The following is a 25,111-nucleotide window of genomic DNA, read 5'->3' on the forward strand; positions in this document are numbered from 1 at the left end:
CCTCGCAGGCGTCCTCCCCTCGCTCCCGACTGTTGTCACGGTCGTCTGCTCGGGGGCCTCGCTCCCGCAGCCGTTGCCGACGCCCGTCAGGCCAGCGGCGGACGGTGGCCGTCGACGGTGGCGGCGTAGCGGGACAGCAGCTCGTGCCAGCCGGCGGTCAGCGCCTGCCGGTAGCCCTCGGCGGCCTCGCCGTGCCGGTCGAAGTGCCGGTGCTCCAACTCCACCCGGGTCTGCTCCGGTGCCTCCGGAAGGAAGAGCACCTCGACCTCGCTCGCCCGGGCCGGGTCCGGCACGGGCACCCGGTCCGGCCCGATCTGCCAGGTGAAGACGAGACGCCGGGGCGGATCCCAGGTGAGCACCCGCCCCCAGTCGCTGCGGAAGCCGTAGGGACCGATTTCGTACAGCATGCCGCCCGAGCGGGGCTCCATCCCCAGCTCGGCGAGCGCCTCCGGGCCGGACCAGGTGTATTCGACGACCCACCAGTGGGTCAGCGCACCGGTGAACACCTCGAAGGCGCGCTCCGCGGTGGCGGGAACGAGGACATCGCAGCGGAGGGAGAACTCGTCGACGTCCTGCCGGATGTCCGCCGGATCGACCATCTCCTGTCCCATAGGCCCGGACCATACCGGCTGATGTCCGAGTGTGCAGCGGTGCGCAACTGCCCGATTGCGGACAGCGTCCCGGATGCGCGGACCCCGCCCACGGACCGTGGACGACTGCCGCCCCCGGCGGGGCCACAGATCACCTGGATCCGCGCCCGGGAAACCGGCGGGAAAGGGATGGGGCGCGGCGAACCGGGTAAGCGCGCCCGGTCGGGCCCGGGTCACGCCGGGCGATGCGGGGATCGGCGGTCGGTGACGAGCCGGCGGTCCGGCCGAGCCGGGAGCGGGGCGGGCAGGATGAGCGAAACCGAGTCGGGCCAGGGGCAGTCGAGCCGGAGCCGGCCGGACCGGAGCCTGACGCAGCCGGGCCAGGAGGGCCGGTCGGCCGTCCCGCCCGAGCACCACGACCAGGAGGGCGGCGCGCCCGTCGGGCCGTCGCGCGGGAACCGGCCCGTCGGCCCGCCGCACCCCGAGGGTGAGCCGGACGTCCTGCTGGACGTGCCGGACCTGCACGTCGGGTCGATCCGGTTGGCCGTGGACGGGCTGGATGTCGACCTCTCCCTCCGGGCGCGGCTGGCGAACCTGCTCCAACTCGACGCCGGCGTCCACGTCCGGCTCGAAGCCGTCGAGATCGACATCGAGGACGTACGCGCGCAGGCGCTGCTCAAGGTGCGGCTGGAGCGGCTGGTGCAGATCCTCGACCGGGCGCTGACCACCATCGACCAGAACCCGCACATCATCGAGGCCGTCGCGAACAGCGCCCAGGCGGCCCTCGGCGACGCCGGCCAGGCCGCCCGGCGGATGACGGGCAGCACCCAGGACCTCGGCAGGGTGGTGGACCGGCTCGGGCAGGAGATCGGCTCCGTCACCGCCCGGACGAGCTACGCCGGCAAGAACGTGTTCGGCGGGCCCACGGAAGCGGGGCAGGGCCCGCGGGATCAGGGGCAGCGGACGGCTGGCCAGGAGGCCGCGGGGAGACACGGTGGCCCGAGCGGCCCCGGTCAGCGTGGGTCGGATCAGGCCGGCGGCGCTCAGGGTCCGGCCGGCGCGGGCGCTGGCGGGCGGGGTGGGCCAGGTCAGGGTGGGGCCGGCGGCGGTGTCGGGCCGGGAAAGTCGGGCGGGAGCAGGCCTGGCCAGGCCGGGAAGGCAGAGCCTCAAGGCGGGGCCGGCCAGAGCGGACGGGGCCGGACGGAGTCGGTCCGGGCGGGCGGTGGCGCGCCGGACGAGGGCGGACCGAGTTGGCCGGTGCCGAACCCGGGGGACCTCGCCGGGCAGGCCAGTGAGGTGCTGCGGCAGGTCGGGCGGAGCGTGTGGGACGTGATCCGGTCGGGCATGGAGCAGCACGGGCCGCCGTCCAAGCGTTGAGCCTCACGGCTTTCAGGAAGTCGGGGTGTCCCGATCTACCGGATACCCCGACTTCCTGAAAGCCGAGTGGATCGAGGCGACACGGTGCCCGCGCCGGGTGGGGCGAGGCCGAGCAACTACCTGTCGGCCGCCATCGGCAAGACCGGCACCCGTAACCGCATCGGGGCGGCCCTTCGCGCCCTGGCCAACGGCTGGCTCTGAGGTGCCGCTCCGTCGGCGTCTCAGGCGTCCGGTCCGTTGGCGTCTCAGTCCGGGACGGGTAGGCGCGTCGGCGGCTCCGGGTACTCGCCCAGGCCGTAGCGGAGTCGGTGATTCAGGTCATTGATCGCCTGCCGGAAGGCTCGTTCGCTCGCCCGAGGATCGAGAAGGCCCTCCCGCGCGAACCGGTCCCGGAGTCTGTCGGTCAGGTGCTCGGGCACGTCACCGACCATCAACTCGCCCTCCAGCACGGCCAGGACGCCGATGAGCACGGCCAGGTCGCGGCCGGACACCGCGTTGGGCGCCGGCTGATCGGATGCGTCACTCACCGTTCGAGGTTGCGTCATCGCGAGGCCCCGGACAAGCACCACGGCGGCCGACAAAGCAAGATCCCCACCTGCGTATCCGCTGGTGGGGACCTCTGTAGCCCGGCGAAAGGCTATGTGGCCAGGGGCGGGGTCGAACCGCCGACCTTCCGATTTTCAGTCGGACGCTCGTACCAACTGAGCTACCTGGCCGGGTTGCTCGGACCATGCTACCCAAAGGGCGGATGATCCGCCGGAGGGCACACACTCCGATACGCAGAACGCCGCGCATTCTTCGCGCGGCGTCAGCGCTGCGGTCCTGACGGGACTTGAACCCGCGACCTCCGCCTTGACAGGGCGGCGAGCACTCCAACTGCTCCACAGGACCTAGCTCTGTTGCTCCGGCTTGCGCCGGTCGTGCCCCCAACGGGATTCGAACCCGTGCTACCGCCTTGAAAGGGCGGCGTCCTGGGCCGCTAGACGATGAGGGCGGCCCCGCCATCATTGCACACTCACAATGTCAGCGGACTTGCTCCCATCCGGCCCCGCCGGAGGCTTGGAAAGCATACGTGATCCACCGGCGGTCGACAAAACCGGTATGGCCAGAACCGCGGGGCCCCGGAAAACCCCAGGTCAGGAGGGGTTTAGCGGAGCGGGGCGACGCCGAAGCGCCGCTTCAGGTCGGCGATCACCCCGGGGCAGGCGGCGAGCGTGGCCGCCCGGTCACCGCCTCCGTCGTGCAGCAGGACGATGGATCCGGGGCGAACCGCGGCCACCACCCGCTTGCTGATCGTCTTGGCCGGCGGCTTCGCCCAGTCCTGCGGGTCGACGCTCCAGTGCAGGGCGCGCATGCCCAGCTCCTTGGCGACCGCCACCACCTCGGGCGTCCACTGGCCGCCGGGCTGCCGGTAGAAGGTGATCGGGGCGCCCGGCGCGGCGGCCCGGATCGCCTTGTTGGTGCGCGCCAGGTCGGCCCGGATCTCCGCCACCGGCAGCCGGCCGAGGTCGAGGTTGTGCCGCCAGCTGTGGTTGCAGAGCTGGTGCCCCTCGCGGACGATCCGGCGGACCAGGTCGGGGTGGCGCTGGGCCTCCCGTCCGACCAGGCAGAAGGTCGCCTTCACCCGGGCCGCCCGCAGCTGGTCGAGCACCTTCGGTGTCCAGGTCGGGCTGGGACCGTCGTCGAAGGTGAGGGCCACCGGGCGGACGCCGGTGGTGCGGCGCAGCCCGGGCGGGAGCTTGGTGGGCTTGGGGCGGACCGGTCGACCGGTCGGCGGGGCCTGGGTGGGCTTCGCCGTGGGGCTGGGCGGCGGGGTCGGGCTGGCCGAGACGGAACCGTCGGCGGCGACGACGGTGTGCCCCGGCTGGGCGCAACCGCCGAGGACCAGGACCAGGCCCAGGGCGTACGCCAGCGCGGCGCGGGCTTTCATCTGTTCGCTCCCGAAGGGGGTCGGGGTATGCGGACCACCCGACGCTAGTGGACGCGAGCGGGCGTCGACACCCCCCGGGTCACCGCGTGAGGGATTCCCCGAGCGGCACGATCAGGTCGACCGCTTCGGCGAGCCGCGTGGGCCGGACCACTCCGGCGGGCAGCGTGCCGGCCGACCAGCCGGGCCCGGCGGCGAGCACCAGCAGTGGCCGCCAGGGCGCGTCGAGCAGGGCGCCGAGCTGGGCGGGGTCGGCGGTGGCGCGGGTGTGCGACCAGAGCACGACGGCCGCCGGTCCGGTCCGGTTGACCGCCTCCAGCAGGGCCGGTACGGGCACCCGGGCACCGAGCATCCGGTAGCCGACGCCGGCCTCGGCGAGCGCCGCGGCGAGCGCCTCCAGCGGCAGGCTGTGCTGCTCCTCGTCGGCGCAGGCGAGCAGGACCCGAGGCGGGGCGTCCGGCGCGGCGGTCCGGCTCACTGTGGCGAGCGCCTCGGAGACGCAGCGGGACACCAGGTGCTCGACCTCGATGAGACCGGCGGTCGCAGCGTGCCGCTCACCGATGCCGGCGAGCACCGGCCGGAGCAGCCCGTCCCAGGTGGCGATGACCCCGTCGGTGGCGAGCGCGCGGGTGATCGTCCGGTTGATCTCCGGAGAGTCCAGCCGCATCGCCGCCCGGGCCAGCCCGCGCGCTGCCGGGCCGGCCCGGCCGACGGGGATGGTCGGGCCGCCACCGTCGCGGACACCGGGCCTGCGGAGCGGGGCGAAGTCCTCGGCGCGGGCTCGGCCGGGTGCCTGGCGAGCCCAGCGGGCGGCCTCGGCCGGGCTGACCCCGTCGGCGGTGAGCCGCCGCATGATCTCCAGTCGGGCCAGGTCGGCGGAGGTGTAGCGGCGGTGCTGACCGGGTGTGTGCTCACTCGGGCCGAGCCCGTAGCGCTGGTGCCAGGTGCGCAGGGTGGTCACCGCGACCCCGAGCCGACGCGCCACCGCGCCCGCGCTCAGCGCCTCATCGGCCACCCGACCGCTCCGGCGCGTCGTCCGCCGGTGCGACCGTCGCGACGGGGGTGGTCGCGGCCGGGTCGGCGGGGTGCAGCAGCCGGTCGACCACGCCGGCCAGCCAGGGCGCGTACGTCAGGGGGTCGGCTCGCAGGTCGGCCTCCAGCGCGGTCGGCTCGGCCCAGCGCAGCTCGGCCACCTCGGCGGGGTCGGGTTGCAGCGGCGCACCCGGGCGGAACTCGCCCCGCAGGACGTGGTCGTACTCGAACTCGACGCGGCCGGTGGCCGGGTCCTCGGCGTAGTAGACGTACACGCCGACCTCGGTCAGCTCCACCGGGCCGGCGCCCAACTCCTCGCGCAGCCGCCGGTTGGCGGCCTCGGCGAGTGTCTCGCCGGGCCCGGGGTGGCCGCAGCAGGAGTTGGCCCAGCGCAGCGGGAAGCGGGTCTTCACGGCGGCTCGCCGCTGCAGGAGCACCTGGCCGTCCGGGTCCACGAGCATGACCGAGAATGCCCGGTGCAGCCGGCCCGGCGGCTGGTGGGCGGCGGCGACGGACGTCTCGCCCTGCGCCCGGCCGGACTCGTCGACCAGCTCGACCAGGTGGGCCTCGCGTTCGCTCATCTGTTGCCTCCTGTGACACGGCCGGCGGCCAGTTTGCCGGAGATGAGGACCATCGGTACGCCCACGCCGGGCTGGGTGCCCGAGCCGACGAAGACCACGTTGGGCAGCGTCCGGTGCAGGTTGCTGGGGCGGAACGGCCCGGTCTGGAGGAAGCTGTGCGCCGCCGCGAACGGGGTGCCGGCGGCCATGCCCTGCGCGGCCCAGTCCGCCGGTGTGACGGTGCGCAGCACCTCGATGCCGGCGCCGAAGCCGACGTAGCCGCGCTCCTCCAGGGTGCCGATGAGCCGGTCCGCGTAGCGGTGGGCCAGGTCGCCGGGCCAGACGAACGGCGCCCGTTCGAGGTTGGGCACCGGGGCGAGCACGTAGTAGGTCTGGCGGTCGGCGGGGGCCACCGACGGGTCGGTCCGGCTCGGGTTGGTCACCAGCAGGGACGGGTCGGACATCAGCTCACCCCGCCGGATGACCTCATCGAAGGTGCCCTTCCATGACCGTCCGAAATGGATGTTGTGGTGGGCGATCTTCGCATACGACTGGCGGGAGCCGACGTGCAACACGACGCAGGACGGCGAGTAGCTGAGCCGACGTCGGCGGCCGGGCGGCAACAGGTCGCGGTAGGCGACCGGCAGGTCCGGGTTGAGCACCACCACGTCGGCCGGGACCAGCTCACCGTCGGCCGTCAGCACCCCGGTCGCCCGACCGTTGGCGGTGCGGACCTCGCTCACCGTCGTGCCGTAGCGAATCTGCACGCCGTGCTTCTCGGCGGCGCCGGCCATCGCACGGGAGACTGCGTGGACGCCGCCGCGGGGGAACGACACCCCGGCCACCGAGTCGAGGTACGCGATCACGGTGTAGATGGCGAGCGCGTCGTGCGGGGCGAGGCCGGCGTACATGGCCTGGAACGAGAAGATCCGTTGGGTCCGCGGGTCGCGGAAGAACTGCCCGATCTTGGTGTGCATGCGGCGGAACGCGCCACCGGCCAGCAGCCGCAGCAGGTTGCCGGTGAGCAGGTCGGCCGGTGAGTCGAGGTTGCGCTCGATGAAGTCGGCGCGTTCGAGCTGCCACAGCCGCCGGGCGTAGTCGACGAAGCGCAGGTAGCCGTCGGCCTCCCGAGGGCCGCACACGCGGGCGATCTCGGCGGCCATCCGGGTGGTGTCGGTGATGACGTCGAGGGTCGAGCCGTCCGGGTAGTAGGCCCGGTAGGCCGGGTCGAGCGGGGTCAGGTCCAGCCAGTCGTCCAGCTCCTCGCCGACCGCGGCGAGGGCCTCGGCGATCAGCTCCGGCATGGTGAGCACCGTCGGCCCGGTGTCGAACTCGTAGCCGTCGACGCTCAGCCGGCCGGCGCGTCCGCCCGGCACCGCCTCCCGTTCCAGCACGGTCACCTGCCGGCCGCTGCCGGCCAGGTGCAGCGCGCAGGCCAGGCCGCCGAGTCCGGCGCCGACGATCACCACCCGGTCCGTCCGTCCGTCGACCGTCCGCACCCGACCACCTCCTCGGTAGAAGCCGCCCATCATGTCCGCCGGTCGGTCGCCGTCGTGGCCAGTGCCGTGAGCGCGCGGACGGCGGCCGGCTCGATGAGCCGGCCGTCGATGGCCGCCAGGGCCTCACCGACCCGCTCGTCGATCATCCGCCGGACCTGGGTCACCGCGCCGGTGAGCTCGACCAGGTCGGCCAGCGCGGCGATCTCGCGCGGCCCGCCGCCGCGCCCGGCCCGGTCCAGCGCGCGGCGCTGCGCCGGGGTGGCGAGCTGCCGGGCGAGCAGGAGCAGGACGGTGGGCTTGCCGGTGCGCAGGTCGTCGCCGGCCGGCTTGCCGGTGGCGGCCGGGTCGCCGTAGACGCCGAGCAGGTCGTCGCAGAGCTGGAACGCCTCGCCGACGGCCAGGCCGTAGCGGGTGTAGGCGGCGATCTGCGGCGCGTCGACGGTGACCCCGGCCAGGGCGGCGCCGAAGAGCAGCGGCCGTTGCACCGTGTAGCTGGCCGTCTTGTAGCGCGCCACCCGCAGCGCCCGATCGACCGACCAGGTGGCCGACTCGCCCTCGCCCAGCACGTCGAGATATTGCCCGGCGACCGTCTCGACGCGCATCTGGTCGTAGCAACGGCGCACGTCGAGGAGCCGGTGCGGGGGCACGGCGGTGTGTGCCAGCAGCCGATCGGCCCAGATCAGGCAGAGGTCGCCCACGAGCACGGCCGCCGCCTCGCCGAACCGGCCGGGGTCGCCCCGGCGCCCGGCGGCGGTGTGCTGCGCGGCGAGCGCCACATGGGCGGTCGGCCGGCCGCGGCGGGTGGCGGAGGCGTCCATCACGTCGTCGTGGACCAGGGCGAACGTGTGCAGCAGCTCCAGCGCGGAGAGGGCCGGCAGCACCGGCGCCACCGGCTCGGCGTCGCCGACCAGACCCCGCCAGCCCCAGTAGGCGAAGGTGGGGCGGATGCGCTTGCCGGCGGTGAGGACCGTGTCACGGGCGGTGACCGCGAAGTCGCCCACCGCCGGGTCGACCTCGTCGAGGGTGTCGACCTCGGCCGCCAGGAACGCGGCGAGCGTGTGGTCGACCGCGGCGACGAGCTCGGCGGTGGCACGGATGGCGGGTGCGGTGCGGACGGGATCACCGTCGCGGGCCGGCTGCTCGGGAACCACCCGGAGGGCGCTACCCGCAACCGCATCGTTGGCCATGACGCCGAGGGTACCCTAGAGTTACGAGTTGCGTCGATTGCTGCGTCGATATTGGAGGAGGGCACGGTGGACACGGACCTCACCGCTGCGTACGCCCAGTGCCGTGAGCTGCACCGACGCCACGGCCGCACCTACTATCTCGCCACCCGGCTGCTCCCCGCGTGGAAACGGCGACATGTGCACGCCCTCTACGGCTTCACCCGCTACGCCGACGAGATCGTCGACCGCACCGACGACCTGCCCCCGGCCGAGCGGGCCGCCCGGCTCGACGACTGGGCCGGCCGGTTCATGGCTGGTCTGCACGGCCAACCGACCGACGACCCGCTGCTGCCCGCCGTGCTGCACACCATCGCCGTCTTCGACCTCGACCGGGACGACTTCGCCGCGTTCCTCAAGAGCATGGCGATGGACCTGACCGTCGGCTCGTACCGGACCTATCCGCATCTGCTCGACTACATGGAGGGCTCGGCCGCGGTCATCGGCACGATGATGCTGCCGATCCTGGGCAGCAGCGCTCCGAAGGCGGCGCGGGAACCGGCCCGGCAGCTCGGCTTCGCCTTCCAACTCACCAACTTCATTCGGGACGTGGCCGAGGACCTGGACCGCGGTCGCGTCTACCTCCCGCAGGAGGACCTGGCGCGCTTCGGCGTCACCACGGAGGACCTGACCGAGGCCCGCGCCCGGGGTCGCGCGACGCGACCCATCCGCGAGCTGATCGCGTACGAGGTGCGTCGGGCCCAGGCGCACTACGCCGCCGCGGCACCCGGCATCACCCTGCTCGCCCCGGCCTCGCAGGCGTGCATGCGGACCGCGTACTCGCTCTACGGCGGGATCCTCGACGAGGTGGCCGCGCAGGACTACGACGTCTTCGCCCGCCGGGCGGTGGTGCCGCAGCGACGCCGGCTCGCCGTGGCGGCCCGGGCCCTGACCACCCCGACGGGCACGCCGGTGACCACCGTGCCCGGCCCGCCGGCGCCCCGCCCGACGGCACCCTGACCGCCGGCCGCCGTCAGAGGCAGCCGTGCAGGGCGTCGACCAGGGCCTCCACCCGGTCGAAGTCGGCGAGCCGCCCGGTCGCGTACGCGAAGCTGTAGCCGCGCACCGGGTCGGCCCAGGCGCAGCTGCCGCCCAGCCCGCCCATGCCCCAGCTGCCGTCCTCCTCCCACTGCATGCCCAGCGTCCAGCGGACCCGCCGGTCGAGCATCCGGTCGTGACCGTCGTACTGGACCCGAGTCGCCTCGGCCACCAGCTCCGGGCTGAACAGGCGGACGCCGTCGAGCGTGCCGCCGGCGAGCAGACCGCCGTAGAGCCGGGCCAGACCGGTCGCCGTGGCGTGCAGGTTGACCGCCGGCACCTCGGAGCCGCGCCAGAGCGGACCGTTGAGCACCGCGAGGTCCAGCCCGCCGGCCGGGTTGGACACCGCCCGCGCCCGCAGCGACCCCGGCTCGCCGATCATCCGGGCCGGCCAGTCCGGGTCGCCGTACGACAGGTCGGCGCAGCGCCGCTGGTCGGCTGCGGTCAGCCCGAAGCCGAGGTCGAGCCGCCACGGACCGGCGATCTCGTCGGCGAGGAACCGGCCGACCGGCCGACCGTCCACCCGCCGGACCAGCTCGCCCACCAGGTGCCCGTACGTCCAGGCGTGCTCGCCCGCGGCGGTCCCCGGCTCCCACTCCGGGTCGGCGGCGGCCAGGTCGCCCGCGAGCAGGTCCCAGTCGGCGATCGCGGCGGCCGGCCGGGGCACGGGGAAGGCCGGCAGGCCGGCGGTGTGCGCGAGCACCTGCCGGACGGTGGCCGGGGTGCGGAAGTCGGGCCAGTGCGTGGCGACCTGATCGTTCAGCCCCACCCGTCCCCGGTCGACGAGCAGCAGCAGGCAGAGCGCGGCCACCGGCTTCCCGGTCGAGTAGACGGCGGCCAGCGTCTCGGCCGACCACGGTCGGCCCGGCGACCGTTCACCGCCCACGAGGTCGACCACGGCTACGCCGTCGTAGCGGATCGTCAGCGCGGCGCCGGTCTCGCGCCCGTCGGCGAGTAGGCCCTGGAAGCAGTCGTGGACGGCGGCGAAGCGGCTGTCGTGCATCCGGCCACGGTAGGCGATCGGCTCGCACCGGGCCGGTGACTTTCCGCCGGCTGGCTGGCCGGACGGTACCGGCTGGGGGATGCTGTCCGGGTGGCGGAGCCGGAGCAGGTGGACGTGGTCGTGGTCGGGCTCGGCGTCGGTGGTGAGGAGGTCGCCGGGCGGCTCGCCGAGGCCGGCCTGAGCGTCGTCGGCGTCGAACGGGACCTGGTCGGCGGTGAGTGCCCCTACTGGGGGTGCATTCCGAGCAAGATGATGATCAGGGCGGCCAACGCGCTGGCCGAGGCGCGTCGGGTCGACGGCCTCGCCGGCGCGGCTGAGGTCCGGCCGGACTGGGCGCCGGTGGCGCGGCGCATCCGCGAGGAGGCGACCGACACCTGGGACGACCGGGTGGCGGTCGACCGCTTCGTCGGGCGGGGCGGCCGGTTCGTCCGGGGTGCCGGCCGGCTGACCGGGCCGGGCCGGGTCCAGGTCGACGATCAGGTGTTCCAGGCCCGCTACGGCGTGGTGCTGGGCACCGGCACCCGGCCGGCGGTGCCGCCGATCGAGGGGCTGGCCGACACGCCGTACTGGACGAACCACCAGGCGATCGAGGTCGAGGAGCTGCCGGATTCGCTGCTGGTGCTCGGCGGCGGCGCGATCGGGCTGGAGCTGTCGCAGGTCTTCGCGCGGTTCGGCGTCCGGGTCACCGTCGTGGAGGCGCTGGACCGGGTGCTCGCGGTGGAGGAGCCGGAGGCGTCCGAGGTGGCCGCCGCCGCGCTGCGCGCCGACGGCGTGGAGATCCACACGGGGGTACGCGCGGAGCGGGTCGACCACGACGGGCAGCGGTTCACGCTGCGCGGCTCGGGTGGCACCTCGTTCACCGCGGAGCGGCTGCTGGTGGTCACCGGCCGCCGCGCGCACCTGGAGGAGCTGGGGTTGGACACCATCGGCGTGGAGACCGGGCACCGCTTCCTGCCGGTCGACGACCGGATGCGGGTGGCCGACGACATCTGGGCGGTCGGTGACGTGACCGGCGAGGGCGCGTTCACCCACATCGCGATGTACCAGGCGGCGATCGTGATCGCCGACATTCTCGACCGGGCCCGGCACTCGAAGGCCGGCGCCGACCCGAGCGGCACCGCCAGCGTGGTCGGCGGCGCGATGGGCGCGGCCAGCAGTCTCAGCACCAGTGGATCGAGCGGCTCGGCGGGCACGGTCCCGCGCGCCGACTACCGGGCCCTGCCCCGGGTCACGTTCACCGATCCGGAGGTGGGCGCGGTCGGCCTGACCGAGCAGCAGGCCCGGGAGCGCGGCATCAACGTGCAGGTGGGCTTCACCAAGCTGAGCAGCTCGGCGCGGGGCTGGATCCACGGGGTGGGTGACGAGGGCTTCATCAAGCTGGTGGCGGACGCCGACCAGGGCGTGCTCATCGGGGCGACCTCGGTCGGGCCGGCCGGGGGCGAGGTGCTGTCCGGGCTGGTCGTCGCGGTGCACGCGGCGGTGCCGCTCAGCCAGCTCCGGCACATGATCTACGCGTACCCGACGTTCCACCGGGCCATCGAGGACGCGCTGCGCAATCTCTCCTGACGCCGGCCGGTGGCGTCGCGGCGGTCGGCGCTGGTCGCCGGAAGGCGCCCGGTACGGCAGGAGGTAGCAGCGGCCCGACAAATGGCTGCTCATTTCTTTCACCTTCATGACGTACGATTGCGGCCGTGACGAAACGGTTGACCGAAGTCGCCAAGAAGGCGGGCGTCAGCGAGGCCACCGTCAGCCGGGTGCTCAACGGTCGGGACGGGGTCTCCGAGGCGACGCGGACGGCGGTGCTGACCGCCCTCGACGTGCTCGGCTACGAGCGGCCGACCAAGCTGCGCGGTGAGCGGGCGCGGCTGGTCGGACTGGTGCTGCCCGAGTTGCAGAACCCGATCTTCCCGGCGCTCGCCGAGGTGGTCACCGGATCGCTCGCGCAGCGCGGGTTCACCCCGGCGCTCTGCGCCCGCACCATCGGCGGCGTCTCCGAGATGGACTACGTGGAGATGCTGCTGGACCACCAGGTCTCCGGCGTCATCTTCGCCGGCGGCTCGTACGCGCTGGCCGACGCGCGGCACGACCACTACCGCCGGCTGACCGACCGGGGTCTGCCGGTCGTGCTGGTCAACGCGGGCGTCGACGAGCTGGGCTTTCCGCGGGTCTCCACGGACGACGCGGTGGCGGTGGAGCAGGCGTACGGGCACCTGCGCTCGCTCGGCCACGAGCGGATCGGCATGGTGCTGGGGCCGGAGGGGCACGTGCCGTCGCGGCGCAAGCTCAACGCGATGATCCAGGCGGCCGGCTGGTCCGACGACTCCGAGTTCGTGGAGCGCTCCAGCTTCTCGATGGAGGGCGCGCGGGTGGCCGCGACCAAGCTCGTCGAGCGGGGCGTGACCGGCATCGTCTGCGCCAGCGACGTGCTGGCCCTGGGCACCATTCGGGCCGCCCGGCGGCTCGGCCGCTCGGTGCCGACCGACGTGTCGGTGGTGGGCTTCGACGACTCCGCGTTCATGACGTGCACCGACCCGCCGCTGACGACGGTGCGGCAGCCCATCGAGACGATGGGGCAGGCCGCGGTGGACCTGCTGGTCACCCAGATCGAGGGGGCCGGCGTCCTGCACGACGAGCTGCTCTTCGAGCCGGAGCTCGTGGTGCGCGGCTCCACCGCCCCGGCGCCCGGCCGCTGACCGGGGTCCATCCACCTTCTCGCTGACCCACCACTGAGGCCGTCGACCGCTGCCAGCGGTCGACGGCCTTTTTCCGCTGCCTGGGGGCCTCCCGCCCGTCGTCGGTGGGCGCGACCGCCCTCCTGGCAAAGGGGGCCAAAGCGGGCCTAATCGGGGCCGGTTCCAAGATCCTGTCAGAATCTCTCGCTATCAAGTCGTGTCTTTTCAAAACAGGATCGATACCTTGCTGAAATGAGTCGCCGTAGTTACAGTGACTCCACTCACACTCGGCCCCCGGCGCGGCTACCGAGGGTCAGGTCGCATGACGAAATCCGAAGAACAGCAGGGCATCGCCGCGGTGACCACCACCGCAGTTCGGCGAAGGTCATGGAGACACCCGTTCCCGAAGGGATGAACAGATGTCCGTACCGCAGTACCGGAAGGCTGCGGCGTTGACGCTCGCGGCAGGCCTGGGGCTCAGCCTCGCGGCGTGCTCCACCAAGAGCGATGACGCGTCGAACGACGCAGGCGGCAAGGTCACCATCACCGTCGACTGCCAGCCGGTCGGCTCCCAGAAAGAGCTGCTGCAGAACTGGAACGCCGACGTCGCGGAGTTCCAGAAGCAGAACCCCACCATCGTCATCAAGAGCGTCAGCGTCGGCGAGCAGTGCAACAACCCGCCGGACTTCACCGCCCGCCTCTCCGGCGGCACGGTCACCGACGTCTTCTACGGCTACATGACCGATCTCCAGCAGGTGCTCGACTCCGGTCAGGCGATGGACATCACCGAGTTCGCCAACCAGGACAACGTCCCCACCTGGGACAGCGTCGACCCGGCGCTCAAGGAGGTCTTCACCGACAACGGCAAGCTCTACGCCGTCCCGGTGAAGAACTACTCGATGGGCCTGGTCTACAACAAGGCCCTGTTCCAGCAGGCCGGGCTCGACGTCAACAACCCGCCGAAGACGTGGCCCGAGGTCCGGGAGGCGGCCAAGAAGATCTCCGCGCTCGGCAACGGCATCGCCGGCTACGCCGAGTACAGCGCCGGCAACACCGGCGGCTGGCACTTCACCTCCCTGCTCTACTCCCAGGGCGGCCAGGTGCTGACCCCGGACGGCAAGAAGGCCGACTTCAACAACCCGATGGGCAAGCAGGTCCTGCAGAACCTCAAGGACATGCGCTACGGCGACAACAGCATGGGCAGCCGCCAGCTGCTCCAGTGGGGTGACCTGCTGACCAACGCCGCCGCGGGCAAGGTCGGCATGTTCATCGGCGCGCCGGACACCACCCAGGCGATCGTCAGCCAGTTCCAGGGCAAGTTCCAGGACTGGGCGATGGGTCCGCTGCCCGGCCAGGACGGCCCGGCCAAGGGCACCCTCGGCGGTGGCGAGGGCTACTTCTTCAAGAAGGGCCTCACCCCGGAGCAGGTCAAGGCCGGTCTGAAGTGGGTCGCCTACCAGAAGCTGACCCCGGGCAAGGGCCAGTTCGACTACGTCCGGGCCAAGCCGCAGAACTACCCGGTCGGCCTGCCCCAGCCGCTGCTCTTCGCCAACGGCAGCGACGCGCAGAAGCAGGAGCTGGAGCTGCGCAAGGCGAACGCGAACGTCGACACCACGAACTTCGCGATCTTCGAGGCGAACCCGGTGCCGATCAAGGGTGAGCCGCGCAACGCCCAGGCGATCTACGCGGTGCTCGACGCCGCGATGTCCGGGGTGCTGACCAACCCCAACGCGAACATCGACGCCCTGCTCAAGACCGCCGAGGAGAAGGTCAACCAGCTCCTCGCCGCGGAGAGCTGATCCACCGGGTGTGGGGGCCGGACCGCCGGCCCCCACACCGTCCGCGCCGCACCCCTCCGCTCACCGAACCACCAGGAGTTGCCTTGGCGATCACCACCGCCCCGGGGAGCGTCAGCAGAGCGCCTCGCCCCGACGCCCCGGCCGGGCCGCCGCGTACGAGCCTCGGGCGCAAGGTACGGGACAACCTCACCGGGCACGCGTTCCTGATCGGCGCCGTGCTCTGCTTCGTGGTCTTCTCCTGGTACCCGATGATCCGCGGCATCGTGATGAGCTTCCAGCGCACCCGGCGGGGTGTCACCACCTGGGTCGGCTGGGACAACTACCTCCGCATCATCGACGACCCCAGCTTCTGGACCGCCTGGAAGAACACCTTCTACTTCACGGTCCTCGCGCTGGTCCTCGGCTACGTGGTGCCGTTCTTCGTGGCGATCCTGCTCAACGAGTTCCGCCACGCCCAGGGCTACCTGCGGATCCTGGTCTACCTGCCGGTCATGCTGCCGCCGGCGTCGGCCCTGTTCCTCTTCAAGTTCTACGCGTACGACCCCAGCGACGCGGGGCTCTTCAACGCGATCCTCAAGGCCCTGCACCTGCCGACGTCGCAGTGGATGCAGTCGCCCGAGATGACCATGCCGGCGATGGTGCTCGCCTCGACCTGGATGAACATGGGCAGCGCGGTGCTGATCTACCTGGCGGCGTTGCAGAACATCCCCGGCGAGCTCTACGAGGCGGCCGAGCTGGACGGCGCCGGGATCTGGCGGCGGATCCTGAACGTGACCATCCCGCAGACCCGCCTGCTCCTCCTGCTCATGGCGATGTTGCAGATCGTCGCCACGATGCAGCTCTTCATCGAGCCGCTGATCCTCGCCAACGGCGCGGGCGCGGAGGACGCCGCGACCTCGGTCGCGTACCTCATCTACCAGCACGGCTTCTTCCAGAACGACCTCAACGGCGCGGCGGCCCTCGGCGTGATCATGCTGGTGGTGCTGGCCGGCTTCTCCGCGGTCTACGCGCGGATGACGGCGAGACAGGACTAGGACGGGCGAGTCATGGCACAGGATTCCGGAACCCGGACCCTCATCTCCCACGCGCAGCTGCGGCGCGGGCGCGGCCGAGTCGTCTACTGGGTGGCGCTCACCGTCGTGGTCGCGGTGTTCACGCTCGTCTTCCTCGGGCCGCTCTACTGGATGGTCACCGGCGCGCTCAAGTCCGGGCAGGAGATCGCGCAGACCCCGCCGTCGCTGTTCCCCAAGGACCCGCAGCCGCAGAACTACATCGACGCGTGGAACAACCTGGCCCTCGCCAAGCTGCTCTTCAACACCTTCTACTACGCGGCCGGCGCGGTGCTGTTCCAGCTGGTCCTCGACACCGCGGCGGCGTACTCCCTGTCGAAGCTGCGGCCGATCTTCGGCAAGGCGATCCTCGGGCTGATGCTCGCGACGCTGATGATCCCCGCGATGGTCCTCATCGTCCCGCAGTACGTGACCGTGATCGACCTGCCGATCCTGCACCTCAACCTGCTCGACTCACCGTTCGCGATCTGGCTGCCCCTGGTGGCGAACGCGTTCAACATCTTCCTGCTGAAGCGGTTCTTCGACTCCATCCCCGAGGACCTGATGTCGGCGGCGCTCGTGGATGGGGCGTCCCCGCTGCGTACGCTCTGGTCGATCATCCTGCCGATGTCGCGTCCGATCCTCGGCGTGGTCTCGATCTTCGCCGTGACCGCCGTCTGGAAGGACTTCCTCTGGCCGAAGCTGGTCATGCCGTCACCCGAGACGAGGACGGTCAGCGTCGGCATCTACGCCTTCTCGGGAGGCACACCCATGAACGTCGTGGTCGCCGCGTCGGTCATCGCGGCGATCCCCACCGTGATCATCTTCCTGATCTTCCAGCGGAACATCATGTCCGGCCTGACCACCGGCAGCCTCAAGGGATAACCCCACAGCCCTCGACCCCGCGGCGGACAACGACCGTCCGCCGACGAACATCCAGGTCCGGCGGATCCGCCGACGTACCGACGCAGAAAGCAGGTGCCCGTGCCCACAGCAGACACTAGTCCGTGGTGGCGTGGAGCGGTGATCTACCAGGTCTACCCGCGTAGCTTCGCCGACGGAAACGGCGACGGCATCGGCGACATCGCCGGCATCCGGTCCCGGCTCGACTACCTGTCCGCGCTCGGCGTCGACGCGATCTGGTTCAGCCCCTGGTATCCCTCCCCGATGGCCGACGCCGGCTACGACGTGGCCGACTACCGGGACATCGACCCGATGTTCGGCACCCTGGCCGAGGTGGAGGCGCTGATCACCGAGGCCCACGCGCTCGGCATCCGGACCATCGTCGACGTGGTGCCCAACCACTGCTCGGACGCGCACCCCTGGTTCCAGGCGGCGCTCGCCGCCGGGCCCGGCTCGCCCGAGCGCGACCTGTTCTGGTTCCGGCCCGGTCGGGGCCCGAACGGCGACCAACGCCCCACCGACTGGGTCGGTGAGTTCGGCGGCCCCACCTGGACCCGGACCACCAACCCGGACGGCACCCCCGGCGAGTGGTACCTGCACCTCTTCGCCCCGGAGCAGCCCGACTTCAACTGGGAGCACCCCCGGGTCCGGGCCGAGTTCGAGGACATCCTGCGGTTCTGGTTCGACCGGGGGGTGGACGGCATCCGGATCGACTCGGCCGGGCTGCTGGTCAAGGACGGCGCGCTGCCCGAGACCCTGCCGGACCGGCCGCACCCGTTCCGTGACCTCGACGGGGTGCACGACATCTACCGGGCCTGGCGTCGGGTCGCCGACGAGTACCCCGGTGACCGGGCGCTGATCGGTGAGGTGTGGATGCCGGACCGGCAGCGGTTCGCCAACTACCTGCGCCCGGACGAGCTGCACTCGGCGTTCAACTTCGACTTCCTCGGCTGCGCCTGGGACGCCTCGGCGCTGCGCGAGAGCATCGACGGGACGCTGGCCGCGCACGCGCCGGTCGGGGCGCCCGCCACCTGGGTGCTCTCCAACCACGATGTCACCCGGCACGTCACCCGCTACGGCCGGGCCGACACCACGTTCAGCTTCGCCGCCAAGCGCGAGGGGATCCCCACCGACCTGGAGCTGGGCACCCGCCGGGCCCGGGCCGCCGCGCTGCTGTCGCTGTCGCTGCCCGGGGCCGCGTACGTCTACCAGGGGGAGGAGCTGGGCCTCTGGGAGGTCGAGGACATCCCGTACGCGCTGCGCCAGGACCCGATGTGGGAACGCTCCGGGCGGGTCGACCCCGGCCGGGACGGCTGCCGGGTGCCGTTGCCCTGGTCCGGTGACGAGCCACCGTTCGGCTTCAGCCCGGACAGCGCCGCCGCGACGCCCTGGCTGCCGCAGCCGGCCGACTGGAAGGACCGGACGGTCCGGGCGCAGACCGGCGACGCCACCTCGATGCTGGAGCTGTACCGGGCGGCGATCCGCATCCGGCGGGCCGAATCGGCGCTCGGCGACGGCGGGCTGACCTGGCTGCCCGCCCCGGACGGCGTGCTCGCCTTCGACCGGGGTGACGGTTTCCGCTGCCTGGTCAACCTCGGCGACACCCCCGTGCCGCTGCCCGCCGACGTCGACCTGCTCCTGGCCAGCGGGCCGCTCGACGACGACCTGCTGCCACCGGACACCGCCGTCTGGTTGCGTACCGCCGAACCGGGTTCGGCCGCGCCCGGCACGGCCTGACCCCACCGACGTGCGGGGTGGGGCGTCGACCGCCGAGCGTCGTCCCACCCCGCGCCGCACCACCGCACCACCGGTCCACCGCACCACCGGAATCGCAGCACCACCAGCAGCGCCGCACCGCCGCACCGCCGCACCGCCGCACCACCGCACCACCGCACACCCCACTCCACGTCCCCCCGGGAAGAAGGTGTCCGTCCACCATGTCCAGATTCCGGACCCGAGTGATCGCGGTGCTCGCCGTGATCGGCCTGGCCGTCACCGCGGCCCCACCACCCCCGGCCGCCGCGGCCGGCGGCCCGAACCTCGCCGCCGGCCGGACCACCTCGGCCAGCAGCACCAACGGTCCCTACGTCACCAGCAACCTGACCGACGGCAACCAGGGCAGCTACTGGGAGAGCAGCGGCGCCCTCCCGCAGTGGGCCCAGGTCGACCTCGGCGCCAGCCAGTCGATCGACCAGGTCGTCCTCAAACTGCCCGGCGCCTGGGAGGCCCGCACCCAGACGCTCTCCGTGCAGGGCAGCCTGGACGGCAGCGGGTTCAACACCATCGTCTCCTCCGCCGGCCGGTCGTTCAGCCCCGGCAGCGGCAACACCGTGACCATCAACTTCCCGGCCACCAGCACCCGGTTCGTCCGGATCGCCATCACCGCGAACACCGGCTGGCCGGCCGCCCAACTCGCCGAGCTGGAGGTCTACGGCGCGTCCGGGTCGTCGAGCAACCTCGCGCTCGGCAGAACGATGGCCGAGAGCAGCCACGCCGACGTGTACGGCGCGGGCAACGCCAACGACGGCAACGCCGCGACCTACTGGGAGAGCGCCAACAACGCCTTCCCGCAGTGGATCCAGGCCGACCTCGCCGCCACCGTGAGCGTGAACCGGCTGGTGCTCAAACTGCCCGCCGGATGGGGCGCGCGCAACCAGACGATCACCGTGCAGGGCAGCACCGACGGCTCCAGCTTCTCGACCCTGGTCGCCTCCGCGTCGTACGCCTTCAACCCGTCGTCGGGCAACACGGTGACCGTCACCGTGCCCACCGCCTCCACCCGCTACGTCCGGCTGCTCTTCACCGCCAACAGCGGCTGGCCGGCGGGGCAGCTGTCGGAGCTGGAGATCTACGGGCCGGCGACCGGTGACACGCAGGCGCCGTCGGCGCCGGGCAACCTCGCCTTCACCGAGCCGGCCACCGACCAGGTCCGGCTGACCTGGACGGCGTCCACCGACAACGTCGGGGTCACCGGCTACGACATCTACGCCAACGGTGTGCTCCGGACCAGCGTCAGCGGCTCCACGCTGACCTACACGGACACCCAACCGGCCGGGTCGACGGTCTCCTACTACGTGCGGGCCCGGGACGCGGCCGGCAACCAGTCGTCGAACAGCAACACGGTCACCCGCACCGGCAACACCGGTGACACGGTCGCGCCGACCGCGCCGGGCAACCTGGCCTACACCCAGCCGGCCAGCGGACAGGTCCGGCTGACCTGGACGGCGTCCACCGACAACGTCGGGGTCGCCGGCTACGACGTGTACGCCAACGGCGCGCTGCGCGGCAGCGTGAGCGGCAGCACGCTCACCTACACCGACAGCCAGCCGGACACGGCGACCGTCTCCTACTACGTGCGGGCCCGGGACGCCGCCGGGAACGTGTCGTCGAACAGCAACACGGTCACCCGCACCGGCAGCAACCCGCCGGGCGGCACCAACCTGGCGGTCGGCAAGCCGATCACCGCGTCGTCGGTGGTGCACATCTTCAACGCCGTCAACGCCAACGACGACGACGTCACTACCTACTGGGAGGGCGCGCCCGGCGCGTACCCGAGCACGCTGACCGTCTCGCTGGGCTCCAACGCCAGCGTCAGCTCGCTGGTGGTGAAGCTCAACCCCGACCCGGCGTGGGGCCCGCGCACCCAGACGTTCCAGGTGCTCGGCCGCGAGCAGTCCGCGTCCGGGTTCACCAACCTGGTCAGCTCGGCGACGTACTCGTTCAGCCCGAGCAGCAGCAACATGGTGACCATCCCGGTCTCGGCGACCACCGCCGACGTCCGGCTCCAGTTCAGCGCCAACTCCGGCTCGTCGAACGGGCAGGTGGCCGAACTCCAGGTCATCGGTGTCCCGGCACCCAACCCGGACCTGACGGTCACCGGCATCAGCGCCTCGCCGGCCGCGCCGGTCGAGACCGACGCGATCACCCTGTCGGCGACCGTGCGCAACGCCGGCACGGCGGCCTCCGCCGCCACCGCCGTGGGCCTCTACCTGGGTACGACGAAGGTCGGCACGGCCACCGTCGGCGCCCTGGCCGCCGGGGCGCAGACCACCGTCTCGGCGAACATCGGCCCCCGCAACGCGGGCAGCTACCAGCTGATCGCCAAGGTCGACGAGGCGAACACGGTGATCGAGCAGAACGAGGCCAACAACACGTACACCAGCCCGACCGCACTGACCGTCAACCAGGTGGCCAGCTCGGATCTGGTGGCGTCGGCCGTCACCTGGTCGCCCGGCACGCCGAGCGCCGGTGCCACCGTGAACTTCTCGGTGACCATCCGCAACCAGGGCACGGTCGCCTCGGCCAACGGGGCGCACGGGATCACCCTGACCGTGTTGAACGACTCGGGCAGCGTGGTCCGCACGTTGACCGGCTCGTACAGCGGCACGATCGCCGCCGGTGCGACCGCCGGCCCGGTCAGCCTGGGCACGTGGACGGCGGCGAACGGGCGTTACACCGTCCGGGTGGTGCTCGCCGACGACGCCAACGAGTTGCCGGTGAAGCGGCAGAACAACACCAGCGACCGGTCGCTGTTCGTCGGCCGGGGCGCCAACCTCCCCTACGACATGTACGAGGCCGAGGACGGCTCCGTCGGCGGCGGGGCGCAGGTGATCGGGCCGAACCGGACCATCGGCGATCTCGCCGGTGAGGCGTCCGGGCGGCGGGCGGTCACGCTCAACACCACCGGGGCGTACGTCGAGTGGACCACCAAGGCGGACGCGAACGCCCTGGTGACCCGCTTCTCCATCCCGGACGCGCCGGGCGGCGGCGGGATCAACTCGACGCTGAACATCTACGTCAACGGGGTCCTGCACAAGCCGATCAGCCTCACCTCGAAGCACATCTGGCTGTACGGCGCCGAGGCCAGCCCCAGCGACTCGCCCAGCGCGGGTCCGCCGCGGCACCTCTACGACGAGGCGAACGTGCTGCTGAACTCCACCGTCCCCGCGGGCAGCCGGATCCGGCTCCAGAAGGACCCGGCGAACAGCACCACGTACGCGATCGACTTCATCAACCTGGAGCAGGTCGCGCCGCGGGCCAACCCGGATCCGGCCCGCTACCGGGTGCCGACCGGGTTCAGCCACCAGGACGTGCAGAACGCCCTGGACGCGGTCCGGATGGACACCACCGGCAACCTGGTCGGCGTCTACCTGCCGGCCGGCACGTACGAGACCTCGCAGAAGTTCCAGGTCTACGGCAAGGCGGTCAAGGTGGTCGGCGCGGGTGTCTGGTACACCCGCTTCCAGACGCCCACCTCGCAGCAGAACACCGACGCCGGGTTCCGGTTGGAGTCCTCGGCGAGCGGGTCCTCCTTCGAACACCTCGCCTTCTTCGGCAACTACACCAACCGCATCGACGGACCGGGCAAGGTGTGGGGCGAGCTGAAGGACGTCGACAACCTGACGCTGGACAACGTCTGGGTCGAGCACACCGTCTGCGCGTACTGGGGGGTCAGCGTCAGCGGCCTCAAGATCACGAACAGCCGGTTCCGGAACACGTTCGCCGACGCGGTGAACATGACCAACGGCAGCACCGACAACCTGGTCGCCAACTCCGAGGGCCGGTCCAACGGTGACGACGCGTTCGCGCTCTTCTCCGCGACCGACCAGGGCGCGGCCACGGGCAACCACGGCAACGTCTTCGAGAACCTGACCGCCACGCTGACCTGGCGGGCGGCGGGCATCGCCGTGTACGGCGGCTACGACAACGTGTTCCGCAACCTCTACATCGCGGACATGCTGACGTACTCCGGCATCACGATCAGCTCGCTGGACTTCGGTTACCCGTTCATCGGGTTCGGGGCCAGCCCGCCCACCCGGTTCGAGAACATCTCCCTGATCCGGGCCGGCGGCCACTTCTGGGGGTCGCAGACGTTCCCCGCCGTCTGGATCTTCTCGGCGTCGAAGGAGTTCCGCGGCATCCGCGTCTCGGACGTGGACATCGTGGACCCGACGTACTCCGGAATCATGTTCCAGACGAAGTACAACGGCAGCCAGCCGGAGAACCCCGTCACCGACACCGTCTTCACCAACGTCTCGATCTCCGGGGCGCGGCGCAGCGGTGACGCGTTCGACGCCAAGTCGGGCTTCGCCATCTGGGCCAACGAGATGCCCGAACCGGGGCAGGGCCCGGCGGTCGGCTCGGCGACCTTCAACAACCTGCGCCTGACCGACAACGACGTCGACATCCGAAACACGACGACGACCTTCACCATCGTCCGCAACTGAGCACCGCTGGACCGTGCGCCGTCGGGAGGATCCACCCTCCCGGCGGCGCCGCCGTGTGGGGGGTGCGCGGCGGAGGTCAGTCGGCGGGGGCGCCGTGCCGTCCGGCGCCGGCCGCGAACCGGGCGGCCCCGGCCGCCGCGTCCGCCGCCAGCGACTCCATCCCGTACGCCAACTCGGTCGCCAGGGCTGCCGGCTCGTCGAGCCCGGCGCCGGCCAGCACCGCGGCCCGGTCGTTGCGCAGGCAGGTCTGTGGATGCCGGGCGAGCTCCGCGGCCAGCTCCTCGGCCGCCGCCCGGGCCGTCCCCGGCGGGACGAGCCGGTTGACCAGCCCCATCGCGTACGCCTCCTCAGCGCTCACCGGGCGGCCGGTGAGGATGAGGTCCAGTGCCCGGCTCTCACCGATGAGCCGGGGCAGCCGGACGGTGCCCCCGTCGATCAACGGCACTCCCCATCGGCGGCAGAGCACCCCGAGCACCGCGTCGGACTCGGCGACCCGCAGGTCACACCAGGCCGCCAGCTCCAGGCCGCCGGCCACCGCGTAGCCGGAGATCGCCGCGATCAGGGGTTTGCCGAGGATCATCCGGGTCGGGCCCATCGGGCCGTCGCCGTCCGGCTCGACGCGGTTGCCGCTGGGCGTGCCGATCGCCTTCAGGTCCGCGCCGGCGCAGAAGGTTCCGCCGGCACCCCAGAGGACGGCCACCGCCGCCTCCGGGTCGGCTTCGAACGCCCGGAACGCGTCGGCCAGGGCCCGCGCGGTCGGACCGTCGACGGCGTTGCGGGCCGCCGGCCGATCGAGGATCACCGTGGTGACCGGTCCCTGCCGTTCGACCCGTACGCCCATCGGCACAGCATGCCGTCGGCGGCGCCGGCGCGCCAGGGCCGCCGGGCGAGGTGGGCCGCCGGGTTCCGGGGGCGTCGCGTCGTCGTGACGCCTCGCTGCGGATCCGTCACCCGAGACCGGTTTGGGGGCGCGGATGCCGGGAAGTCGGTACCCGTGCGAGCGCTGATGACGAAGGTAGAGCAGGCATCCGGCCTGGACCGGGTGGGTGACCGACTGCAGCGCGGTGTCCTGGCGACGCTGCGACCGCAGTGGTTGAAGGACCTGTTGCACGGTGTCCCGTTGGGTCACCCGTTGCACCCGGCGATGGTTCAGGTGCCGGTGGGTTCCTGGATCAGCGCGGCGGTCCTGGACCTGATGCCGGGGCAGCAGCGGGCGGCGACCACGCTCACGACACTGGGCACGGTCAGTGCGGTGCCGGCCGCTGTCGCCGGCCTGAACGACTGGGCGGCGCTCGCCCCCGATCAGCGGCGGGTCGGCCTGGTCCACGCCGCCGCCAACACCGTGGCCCTGGCCTGCTACACCGGCTCGGTCGCGGCCCGTCTGACCGGCCGGCACCGCCTCGGGCGGATGCTGGGGATGGCGGGGCTGAGCGCGGCGAGCATGGGCGCCTACATCGGCGGCCACCTCGCCTACAAGCAGGGTGCGCAGGTCAGCCAGAGCATCTCCGACCTGCACCTGGTGAGCCCCGGCTGGCACGCCCTCGGCGAACTGGCGAGCCTGCCGCAGCGGCAACTGCTCACCCGGGAGATCGACGACGTGTCGGTCATCCTGTACCGGCACGGCGACGACGTCACCGTGATGCTGGAGCGCTGCCCGCACCAGAGCGGCCCGCTCGGCCAGGGCCAGGTGCAGGAGGTGGACGGCCACGACTGCGTCGTCTGCCCGTGGCACGGCAGCACGTTCCGCCTGAACGGCGGCGAGGTCGTCCACGGCCCGTCCGGCAACGACGGGCAGGTCCTACCCACCCGGGTCCGCGACGGCGTGGTGGAGGCCCGGCTGCCCTGATCCGCCCGAGCCGGGGCTGCCCACCCCGGGGCTGCCCACCCCGGGGCTGCCCACCCCGGGGCTGCCTGCTCCGCGGCTGCCTGGTTCCGGGGTTCGCCTGGTTTCGGGGTCGCCGGGGGGCACCGGCTCTCGGGGCGGGCTGATCGGGGGCATGTCCGGGGGCGCGGCCGGCTGGTTCGTGGGTCGGCTGGTTCGTGGGTCGGCCGGTTCGTGGGTCGGCTGGTTCGTGGGTGGCCCGGTTCGCGGGTCGCCCAATCCGCGGGTCGCCCGGTGTCAAGGGTCAGGACGAAGTCCTGTCCGATGGCCTTGGGTTCTCCTCGTTGGCGGACAGCAAAATTCCATGCTGGTGGCCAGGTGATCTCCGGG

Annotated in this window: 19 protein-coding genes and 3 tRNA genes; 10 read left to right on the forward strand and 12 right to left on the reverse strand. The window is 72.2% G+C overall.

Features of this window, described 5'->3' with window-relative positions; translation table 11 throughout:
* Positions 1-86: 86 nt before the first annotated feature.
* A complete protein-coding gene (locus tag ACIBTV_RS28935) occupies positions 87-611 on the reverse strand; it encodes an SRPBCC family protein (RefSeq protein ID WP_396709944.1) in 525 nt (174 codons plus the stop codon).
* Positions 612-899: 288 nt separating this feature from the next.
* Between ACIBTV_RS28935 and ACIBTV_RS28940 the strand changes: the two genes are divergently transcribed.
* Positions 900-1,967: a hypothetical protein gene (locus ACIBTV_RS28940; RefSeq protein WP_396709946.1), complete on the forward strand. Its 1,068-nt coding sequence runs from the start codon at positions 900-902 to the stop codon at positions 1,965-1,967.
* A 245-nt stretch (positions 1,968-2,212) separates the two neighbouring features.
* Here the strand turns inward: ACIBTV_RS28940 and ACIBTV_RS28945 are convergent, their stop codons facing one another.
* The 9 genes from ACIBTV_RS28945 to ACIBTV_RS28985 form a co-directional block, all read right to left on the reverse strand.
* Entirely contained in the window at positions 2,213-2,494 is a 282-nt protein-coding gene (locus ACIBTV_RS28945; RefSeq protein ID WP_396709948.1) for a hypothetical protein, read from the reverse strand.
* A gap of 115 nt (positions 2,495-2,609) precedes the next feature.
* Positions 2,610-2,683: transfer RNA gene (locus ACIBTV_RS28950), tRNA-Phe, on the reverse strand.
* Positions 2,684-2,784: 101 nt separating this feature from the next.
* Positions 2,785-2,858: transfer RNA gene (locus ACIBTV_RS28955), tRNA-Asp, on the reverse strand.
* Positions 2,859-2,888: 30 nt separating this feature from the next.
* A tRNA-Glu gene (locus tag ACIBTV_RS28960) sits at positions 2,889-2,961 on the reverse strand.
* Between the two features lie 153 nt (positions 2,962-3,114).
* Complete coding sequence (locus tag ACIBTV_RS28965) at positions 3,115-3,897, reverse strand: polysaccharide deacetylase family protein (protein WP_396709950.1); 783 nt, start codon at positions 3,895-3,897, stop codon at positions 3,115-3,117.
* A 79-nt stretch (positions 3,898-3,976) separates the two neighbouring features.
* Positions 3,977-4,909 (reverse strand): MerR family transcriptional regulator, encoded by a 933-nt coding sequence (locus tag ACIBTV_RS28970; RefSeq protein ID WP_396709952.1) that lies wholly within the window; start codon positions 4,907-4,909, stop codon positions 3,977-3,979.
* On the reverse strand, positions 4,899-5,507 hold the full coding sequence (gene idi / locus ACIBTV_RS28975) for an isopentenyl-diphosphate Delta-isomerase (protein ID WP_396709954.1): 609 nt from the start codon (positions 5,505-5,507) through the stop codon (positions 4,899-4,901). The genes ACIBTV_RS28970 and idi overlap by 11 nt, the downstream gene beginning before the upstream one ends.
* The gene (gene crtI, locus ACIBTV_RS28980; RefSeq protein WP_396709986.1) at positions 5,504-7,015 is read right to left on the reverse strand and encodes a phytoene desaturase family protein; all 1,512 of its coding nucleotides are present in this window, start codon (positions 7,013-7,015) and stop codon (positions 5,504-5,506) included. The genes idi and crtI overlap by 4 nt, the downstream gene beginning before the upstream one ends.
* The gene (locus ACIBTV_RS28985; protein ID WP_396709955.1) at positions 7,015-8,172 is read right to left on the reverse strand and encodes a polyprenyl synthetase family protein; all 1,158 of its coding nucleotides are present in this window, start codon (positions 8,170-8,172) and stop codon (positions 7,015-7,017) included. The genes crtI and ACIBTV_RS28985 overlap by 1 nt, the downstream gene beginning before the upstream one ends.
* Positions 8,173-8,238: 66 nt before the next feature.
* Between ACIBTV_RS28985 and ACIBTV_RS28990 the strand changes: the two genes are divergently transcribed.
* The gene (locus ACIBTV_RS28990) at positions 8,239-9,168 is read left to right on the forward strand and encodes a phytoene/squalene synthase family protein (protein WP_396709957.1); all 930 of its coding nucleotides are present in this window, start codon (positions 8,239-8,241) and stop codon (positions 9,166-9,168) included.
* A gap of 13 nt (positions 9,169-9,181) precedes the next feature.
* On the opposite strand, the gene ACIBTV_RS28995 is transcribed toward ACIBTV_RS28990, so the two are convergent.
* Entirely contained in the window at positions 9,182-10,249 is a 1,068-nt protein-coding gene (locus ACIBTV_RS28995) for a serine hydrolase domain-containing protein (RefSeq protein WP_396709959.1), read from the reverse strand.
* 90 nt (positions 10,250-10,339) lie between these two features.
* On the opposite strand from ACIBTV_RS28995, the gene ACIBTV_RS29000 reads away from it, so the two are divergent.
* From ACIBTV_RS29000 to ACIBTV_RS29030, 7 genes are all read left to right on the forward strand, one after another.
* Positions 10,340-11,815: a dihydrolipoyl dehydrogenase family protein gene (locus ACIBTV_RS29000; RefSeq protein ID WP_396709961.1), complete on the forward strand. Its 1,476-nt coding sequence runs from the start codon at positions 10,340-10,342 to the stop codon at positions 11,813-11,815.
* Between the two features lie 125 nt (positions 11,816-11,940).
* Complete coding sequence (locus tag ACIBTV_RS29005; RefSeq protein ID WP_396709962.1) at positions 11,941-12,942, forward strand: LacI family DNA-binding transcriptional regulator; 1,002 nt, start codon at positions 11,941-11,943, stop codon at positions 12,940-12,942.
* Positions 12,943-13,340: 398 nt separating this feature from the next.
* Positions 13,341-14,720: an ABC transporter substrate-binding protein gene (locus ACIBTV_RS29010; protein WP_396709964.1), complete on the forward strand. Its 1,380-nt coding sequence runs from the start codon at positions 13,341-13,343 to the stop codon at positions 14,718-14,720.
* Between the two features lie 83 nt (positions 14,721-14,803).
* Positions 14,804-15,754, forward strand: coding sequence for a carbohydrate ABC transporter permease (locus ACIBTV_RS29015; protein WP_396709965.1), 951 nt, complete (start codon positions 14,804-14,806; stop codon positions 15,752-15,754).
* Positions 15,755-15,766: 12 nt separating this feature from the next.
* Positions 15,767-16,654 carry a carbohydrate ABC transporter permease gene (locus tag ACIBTV_RS29020; RefSeq protein ID WP_396709967.1) on the forward strand — a complete coding sequence of 296 codons (888 nt, stop codon included), beginning with the start codon at positions 15,767-15,769 and terminating at the stop codon, positions 16,652-16,654.
* Positions 16,655-16,753: 99 nt separating this feature from the next.
* Positions 16,754-18,409 carry a glycoside hydrolase family 13 protein gene (locus ACIBTV_RS29025; protein ID WP_396709969.1) on the forward strand — a complete coding sequence of 552 codons (1,656 nt, stop codon included), beginning with the start codon at positions 16,754-16,756 and terminating at the stop codon, positions 18,407-18,409.
* 200 nt (positions 18,410-18,609) lie between these two features.
* The gene (locus ACIBTV_RS29030) at positions 18,610-22,899 is read left to right on the forward strand and encodes a discoidin domain-containing protein (RefSeq protein ID WP_396709971.1); all 4,290 of its coding nucleotides are present in this window, start codon (positions 18,610-18,612) and stop codon (positions 22,897-22,899) included.
* Between the two features lie 76 nt (positions 22,900-22,975).
* Here ACIBTV_RS29030 and ACIBTV_RS29035 read toward each other — a convergent pair whose 3' ends face one another.
* Positions 22,976-23,740, reverse strand: coding sequence for a crotonase/enoyl-CoA hydratase family protein (locus ACIBTV_RS29035; RefSeq protein ID WP_396709973.1), 765 nt, complete (start codon positions 23,738-23,740; stop codon positions 22,976-22,978).
* 165 nt (positions 23,741-23,905) lie between these two features.
* On the opposite strand from ACIBTV_RS29035, the gene ACIBTV_RS29040 reads away from it, so the two are divergent.
* Positions 23,906-24,745, forward strand: a complete 840-nt coding sequence (locus ACIBTV_RS29040; RefSeq protein ID WP_396709975.1) for a Rieske 2Fe-2S domain-containing protein — start codon at positions 23,906-23,908, stop codon at positions 24,743-24,745.
* The last annotated feature ends 366 nt before the right edge of the window (positions 24,746-25,111 follow it).

The organism is Micromonospora sp. NPDC049366, assembly GCF_044466625.1.
In the GTDB taxonomy this organism is placed as follows: Bacteria; Actinomycetota; Actinomycetes; order Mycobacteriales; family Micromonosporaceae; genus Micromonospora.